Origin of the sequence: Nostoc sp. ChiQUE02 (genome assembly GCF_034531305.2) — a bacterium.
Classification (GTDB): Bacteria; Cyanobacteriota; Cyanobacteriia; order Cyanobacteriales; family Nostocaceae; genus Nostoc.
On the sequence record NZ_JAVRBN020000105.1, the window covers coordinates 1 to 7,056 of the forward strand.

Consider the following 7,056-nt stretch of genomic DNA (forward strand, 5'->3'; position numbering starts at 1 on the left):
GTTTACTAAGGACAAAGGACAATTGACAAAGGACAACCTCACCAGTTGATGTGCAACTTAAATGCGTAACAGCTTACAACACTTTGTTGCTTTAAAGTCCAAGTACCAAGCAACTCAATATCAAGATTCATCATCCGCTAGTTTGCTGTATCTCATACTACGAAAAGTTGACTTAGGAATTGAACTCAGTGATTTAGAATTTATATTGGGGAGCATCCCACTTATGCAAAAATACCAAAGGAAAGTGTAGTATAAGGACTACGGAAGACGAATTTGGGATGATCCTAAGCCGCAGATTTACGCACGTCTTCCTAAAACTTTGGAAGTAGTGGAATCAATGATTGAAACTAATCGCAGGTTTGAATCTTACCAAACAGAAGTACAAGCAATATCCCAATTAGGAATTAGCTTTCATGACTGGCTTAAATTAACTCCCTCTACAGAAATTAAACCAGACGGTGCAGAATTAATGTATATCATTCCATCCAAACCTTTAGAGTTACAGCCTTTTATCTAAATTAACTTCTCTCTCTTCCTTTGCATCCTTTGCGGTTCGTAAAAAAAAGGCGAACTCGAAAGTTCGCCCTTAATATAATGTTATGCTGTTGCTCAATCCAAACCCAAATCTAAATTTAAATCTTCGCTTCTTCTCTCACCAACTTATCCCAACCCAAATCTTTCAAATTATTATTCCGACGCAACGGACGAGTCACCAACTCTAACATGTCACGCGCATTCGTAAAGCCGTGAATTTGAGCAAAAGTAAACTCCACCGACCACTTTGTATTAATACCGCGTGCTTCCAACGGATTTGCGTGAGCCATACCAGTAATTACCAAATCTGGTTTCAACTCATAAATACGCTGAAGTTGATTGTAATTATCCGGCTTCTCTACAATCCTTGGCAGAGGTGAATTCATTTCCTGGCAAGTTTTCTCCAACAGTGCCAACTCAGCAGCTTGATAGCGCTTATCCATGTAGGGAATGCCGATTTCGTGAACTGTCATCCCACAACGGATTAAGAATCTTGCTTGGGAAACTTCCAGCAAGTTATCACCCATGAAGAATACAGACTTACCGCGAATCAGTTTGACGTAATCTTCCAAGCCCGCCCAAATTTGTGCTTCCCGTTCATCCAAACCCTTGGGGGTAATACCGAACACCGAGCAGATTTTCTCAATCCAAGCGCGGGTGCCATCGGGGCCAATGGGGAAGGGTGCGCCAATGAGTTTACACTTGCGGCGGCGCATTAAGGTGGTAGCTGTGCGGCTGAGGAAGGGGTTGACACCAGCGACATAATACCCTTCTTCCAGTACTGGCAATTCTGTGAAGCGCTTCGCGGGTAGCCAGCCGGAAACTTTGATGCCTTGTTTCTTCAGTTCCAAGGTTAACTGAGTAACTACGGGGTCGGGAAGGGAGCCAAAGAGAACTAAGGGTGGATGATCCACGTACTCAGATTCATCTTGGGCGACATCTTCTTTCTTCTTACCGAAGTTGAGCAATTTAGCGATCGCATTACGTTCACTTTTCTCTGTTTCCGCCACAGGAGACTTATCAGGGCAACGGTTAGCCATTGCGGCTAATACCGTGTCTTCTCCTTGGGTGAAGGCGTAATCTAGACCATTTGCACGCGCTACAACGATGGGAATGCCGATTTCGGATTCCAGCTTCGGTGCCAAGCCTTCCAAATCTGTTTTGATAATTTCGGTGGTGCAAGTGCCAATCCAGACAATTACACTAGGATTGCGATCGCGTTTAATTTGCAAGCACAACCGCTTTAACTCTTCATAATCATTGAGTTGTGCCGAAATATCCCCCTCTTCCAACTCTGCCATTGCATAGCGGGGTTCAGCAAAAATCATCACCCCCATCGCATTTTGCAGGAAGTAGCCACAAGTTTTTGTTCCAATCACCAAAAAGAAGCTATCTTCAATTTTTTGGTATAACCACGCCACGCAGCTAATTGGGCAAAAGGTATGGTAATTCCCGGTTTCACATTCAAAGCTTAAAGCTTCTGGTTGTTGAGCGACAGTCATTTTGGTTTTTTCTCCCCTTGATATTTAATGGCAGTTCAACCAATTTCAGATTTTAGATTGACGATTTTGGATTGGTGACTGGGACAACAAAAATATCCTATGCCTGACGACAATTTCCCTACATTCCTAATCCAAAACCCCAAATCTAAAACTTAAAATTGTGAGGAACGGCAATAATTAAGCGTTGGGGAAGAGACGGGCAATTTCTGATTCATCAAAAACGCCTGCTGGCAGTTCTTCCCCCAAAAAATCATTATTTTCTTCAGCCTTTTGCAAAGCTGTTTCATCACCCCAGACATCTGATAACACGTCTTTAAACGCATTCTCATCTAGTGGACTATCTTCAAGCGTCTCGTCTTCATCCAGCTTTACTTCCATTGCAGCTGTTGAATCGAAGGCAATTTCTCCAAATTCATCTGCTTCTAAACTAGAGCTTTGGAGAGACTGATCTTTTGAGTTGTGTCCGTTGGTTAAGGAAATATCGCCAAAGCCGTTTTCGGTTTCCTCCAACTCGCTGATCCCCAGGCTTTCATCCTCAGAATCCACCATTGTGAACTCTTGAACTACTGCCGCCGACGCAAAGCCATTTGTATGAGAATGTGTCAATGTTTCATCTTCAGGCTTTTCGTCAATGACAGCTGCTGCTTCTTCTACGTATCTCTCTGCTTCTGGGTTGACAACGAAGCGATTACCGAGAGCTAAATCTGGGTCAAAATGCAAATCCAGCACCTCAATTAGGGTATCGGCGTCAGGATTAAGTTTGGCAAAGGGCAACATTAACTGCGCTAGCTTTGGCTCTAGGGCGTTAAGAACTCCCAGGATGAGGTAAGAAGGTGGTCGCTTCCCGCCATCAGGGGTGTACACTGATTCCACTTCCATGTGCAGGGTAATCCAGTCTCGATTATTCTGGAAAAATTGCAACCACTTTTGCTTTATTGAATCTGTAAAGCTGTGAAAGAATGCCATGTTATTGTCCCCCATCCTGAGAACTTGGTGATTTATACAATCATCAAGTCTAGTTCCTCTTCTGAATTAGGAACCTGGGGTTTACCCGGATTTAGATAAAAATCGGACAACAAAGAGAACAACTCACGATCTGGTGTGTCGTTAGGGACAACACCTTCGGGACGCGCTAGAATTTGGTCGGCAATGTTGAGATAGTAGTCGCAAACGTAGTCTAGGGAAGGATCTTGCTCTGCCATCTCAAACAAAGTCTTACCTTTCACACGGGAAACACGGATATCTTCAATCAAAGGTAAAACTTCCAAAACTGGCATTGGCACAGCTTCTATATATTTTTCAATCAAGTCGCGCTTGGAGGTGCGGTTGCCAATTAACCCAGCTAAACGCAGTGGGTGAGTTCGTGCTTTTTCGCGGACTGAAGCAGCAATCCGATTAGCCGCAAACAAAGCATCAAAGCCGTTGTCTGTAACAATCAGGCAGTAATCTGCATAGTTGAGTGGTGCTGCAAAACCACCGCAAACTACGTCACCCAGAACGTCAAAAAGAATTACATCGTACTCATCAAAGGCGTTGAGTTCTTTAAGTAATTTCACTGTTTCGCCGACTACGTAACCGCCACATCCAGCACCCGCAGGTGGCCCACCAGCTTCTACGCAATCAACACCGCCGTAGCCTTTATAAATCACATCTTCGGGCCAGACATCTTCGTAGTGATAGTCTTTTTCTTGAAGAGTGTCGATAATTGTCGGAATCAAAAACCCAGTCAGGGTAAAGGTACTGTCATGTTTGGGGTCGCAACCAATTTGCAGCACTTTCTTGCCACGTTTAGCTAGGGCGACTGATATGTTACAGCTAGTTGTGGATTTGCCGATGCCACCTTTTCCGTAGACTGCTAGTTTCACTGTTGTTTGCCTCTTATAGCTTTTTGTCAAACTTGTGGCTCAAACATTTGCCTTCACCTTTCCTGAGATGGCGATGCGTGAGGTCTGTGATTGTCATTATTGGGCAAATTACATAGAAAAGAAAGTGGCTCTTAATTTGTAAAACGGTCTTATCTAATGAATTAAATCTCATTTACCCCTATTTGGGGTTTAATTAGGCTTAAAGACTTTAATAGCTCTAAAAACAGCTAATTAAAAGTTTTTATTAATTATTTTTATAAAAAGAGTTACAAAATACAAAAAGCTGAAATAGTTATTTTTGAATGCTTTTCATAGAATTAGCTAATGTTTATGCAACGTGTTTTCAATGCATTGAGGCGCAGGGTCAAGGGTAAACAGAGGTATATGCAGCCTTATGATGGAAATACTACTGGAATTTGCGTTAGCGTAGCTCACCGTTCGCGTAGCGTCTCGTAGAGAAGGTATCGCAGATAAGTTGCCAGTTTTTAGTCGATAGATAAGACCTTTTAATTGCTGCTTGAGAGTAAGTTAGTGTGATTTTGTAAAAAATTATTAAATTGTCAAATATTATCTAAGCTGATTAAAATCTTTTGGCTGCCGCCAGTGAAGGAGGCGGCAGCCCACTAATGGGCATTGCCAGTTTCTGACTGGGAACGAGGCAAATCAGGACACCTCAGTTTCAATTTCCTGGATTTCCTGTAATGTTTGCCAGCCAGCTTGCCACTGGGAGCTATCTTGTAATAATTTGGCATTTATCCAAAAACGGACTTTAGGATCGCAAGCAGCAACCATTTCGGCGTAAACCCACTTAGCCTGATTTTTCCGGTTAACAACTTGGAAGTGCCGCCAGCCATCAACTTTTCGCTGTGCTGTCCACTTAGAACCAACTAGGTAAGGAAATTTTTGTTTTTTAGTCATTAGTCATTAGTCATTAGTCATTTGTCATTTGTCATTTGTCATTTGGCATTGGGAAAATACTTTCTTTATTTGCAGTTCCCAGGAATGCACTGAGTTTCGACTGCGCTCAACTACCCCTTGTCGTACCACTTGCCTACGGCACGCTACGCGAACGTGGAAGCAAGCTACGCAAAGCGTCTCCAAGAGTTGTGTCCCCAATCCCCAATCGCCAATTAAGATGTCACCAAATCCCCATTACGGCTAAACTTCTGGCAATGCAACTCATTATCTTGCTGGACACATAGCGAAAACCATCTGATATGACTCCAGCAGGTGTTGATGTTGTTGGTAATTTTGCGCTTTTTCTTGGAAAGTCGTTGCCTTACGACTTCATTAGGGCAAAGAATTTCTAATGTGCCCGTACCATCTTCGGAATTGACAATGCGAAATAGACAATTTTGCAACATAGCACGGCTACTGCTGTCGAAGAACCGCTTAAACCGCTGTAGCTTTTCCCCTTCAGTCATTTGGCTGATAGGTTTTATTTTAAATAACTCTTTATCCTCAAAGTCAAAGTCATCATCTTCAAAGTCGTAGGGGTCAATCATTTTCAGCATCCACTAGGCGACCTGGGATTATGGTAACTCTGTGTGGGGACAGGAAAGGTTTATGCAGACGACTGTGCCAACAATTATTAGATATATCTCAGTGAGATTCTGTAAAGTACACCTGTTGTTGTTTATATAGCCTTTATACTGTAATTAAAGGTTTACTGACCACCTCTTTAGATGCCAATCAGCAGCTATGGCGTTTAATTTACCAAAAATTCCCAACTGGGCAAAAATAGTTATCAGTTTTCTAGTGTCTTTATCGCTTGCGGCTTTTAGCGGTGTTATTGGCAACCAAGCAGATAAAGTTTTTTCAGAAAAGCTATTGCCTTTAATTAACGAGCCACTACCTGTCAGACTATGGGTTTTGATTTTAGCTCTATTAATTACTCTGTTACCGCTTTCATTGACTGCAATACATTATCATAAAGCGCATCAAATCGCAATCAAGCTTAACGAACTGGATGAATCTTTACTATTACTTCTGCCTAAGTTAGATGTAAATCCAAACATTCATGAATCACTCAAGCGGCTCTTAGAGCAATTTATCGAAAAAACACTTAACATCATGCCACTTCTAGATGGGTGTGGTATCGCCATTTATGCACCAGATCCTAGTGATCCAGATTTTTTGACTACTTGGTGTCAATCACAATCACCAAATGAGTATGGAAATAAAGTACGTTTCTATATTGGTAAAGACCCTAATTTAAATCGGGGGTGTGCTGGTTGTACTTTCATTGACAAAAAACGACGGGTTGTACACTTATCACGCATAAATAATATGTGGCAAACGGATGATCCGCAATACATTTTTAGCAAGGATAGAACTGGCCGCATTTTAGATTATGTTACATTGATTACTATACCAATCATTGGAGGTACGGATAGTTTAGGAGTTTTGTGTCTCTACAGCAGAGATGTGATAACTTTTGATTCTAAAGCCACTCAAGAGTTATTATTTGTAATTGCTAATCGCCTAGCGGGAGTTATGCTAGTAGCGCGTAATTACCAAGTACAACATTCAATTACTAATTAAAACTAAAGTTTCAGCACATAGATAGATGCTATCTGAGTTTAATTAAGTGTTGATCTTTGTTTTGCCGCCAAGGAGATGCCAAAAAACGCCATAGCTTTGGCATGAGCTTATCTTTACTAGCTAATTCGAGGGTAACTGAACCATAATCTGTACCATACTTACGTTCAGCTTCTTGAAATTGGCTTAGGCTTTTCTTCCCGCGCATATACTCTTTGGATTCTCTCACTAATAGAGATTGGCGTTCTTCGGCTGTTAAATCTCTTATATGAAAATCTTTCACCTTTTTCATCACTATTAAATAACGATAGATAATTTTACTGGTTTATATTTAGTTTTTATGCATTTGCTGACAAGAATATTTTCATGACAGATCATAGTATTATACCTTTATTTTACTCAATTTATCAATAAAACTAGCTGCAACTTACTAGAAACTCATTATATTCATTGTGTTAGCACTCTGTTAACAGAAATTTACTGAATATCAGCAATAAGTTAATTTAAATTAAATTGATGATGATTATGATGAAATAAGCTATAGGACTCATATTTGATTTTTGAAATATACGTAGGGTGCGTTATGCCTCTGGCTAACGCACCGTCCGAAGGCT

8 protein-coding genes are annotated in these 7,056 nt (G+C 41.2%); 2 read left to right on the forward strand and 6 right to left on the reverse strand.

Annotation, left to right across the window (positions count from 1 at the left end):
- Window positions 1-337: 337 nt before the first annotated feature.
- Window positions 338-517 (forward strand): hypothetical protein, encoded by a 180-nt coding sequence (locus RM347_RS35355; protein WP_322717040.1) that lies wholly within the window; start codon window positions 338-340, stop codon window positions 515-517.
- 115 nt (window positions 518-632) lie between these two features.
- On the opposite strand, the gene RM347_RS35360 is transcribed toward RM347_RS35355, so the two are convergent.
- From RM347_RS35360 to RM347_RS35380, 5 genes are all read right to left on the reverse strand, one after another.
- Window positions 633-2,036: a ferredoxin:protochlorophyllide reductase (ATP-dependent) subunit N gene (locus tag RM347_RS35360; protein WP_190891342.1), complete on the reverse strand. Its 1,404-nt coding sequence runs from the start codon at window positions 2,034-2,036 to the stop codon at window positions 633-635.
- Between the two features lie 177 nt (window positions 2,037-2,213).
- Entirely contained in the window at window positions 2,214-3,002 is a 789-nt protein-coding gene (locus tag RM347_RS35365; protein ID WP_322717041.1) for a DUF5331 domain-containing protein, read from the reverse strand.
- Window positions 3,003-3,034: 32 nt separating this feature from the next.
- A complete protein-coding gene (gene bchL / locus RM347_RS35370) occupies window positions 3,035-3,901 on the reverse strand; it encodes a ferredoxin:protochlorophyllide reductase (ATP-dependent) iron-sulfur ATP-binding protein (protein ID WP_012410753.1) in 867 nt (288 codons plus the stop codon).
- Between the two features lie 663 nt (window positions 3,902-4,564).
- Complete coding sequence (locus RM347_RS35375) at window positions 4,565-4,819, reverse strand: TIGR02450 family Trp-rich protein (protein ID WP_322717042.1); 255 nt, start codon at window positions 4,817-4,819, stop codon at window positions 4,565-4,567.
- Window positions 4,820-5,031: 212 nt separating this feature from the next.
- Window positions 5,032-5,406, reverse strand: coding sequence for a hypothetical protein (locus RM347_RS35380; protein WP_322717043.1), 375 nt, complete (start codon window positions 5,404-5,406; stop codon window positions 5,032-5,034).
- 196 nt (window positions 5,407-5,602) lie between these two features.
- On the opposite strand from RM347_RS35380, the gene RM347_RS35385 reads away from it, so the two are divergent.
- Window positions 5,603-6,445, forward strand: a complete 843-nt coding sequence (locus RM347_RS35385) for a hypothetical protein (RefSeq protein ID WP_322717044.1) — start codon at window positions 5,603-5,605, stop codon at window positions 6,443-6,445.
- A 28-nt stretch (window positions 6,446-6,473) separates the two neighbouring features.
- Here RM347_RS35385 and RM347_RS35390 read toward each other — a convergent pair whose 3' ends face one another.
- A complete protein-coding gene (locus tag RM347_RS35390) occupies window positions 6,474-6,734 on the reverse strand; it encodes a hypothetical protein (protein ID WP_322717045.1) in 261 nt (86 codons plus the stop codon).
- Window positions 6,735-7,056 lie beyond the last annotated feature (322 nt).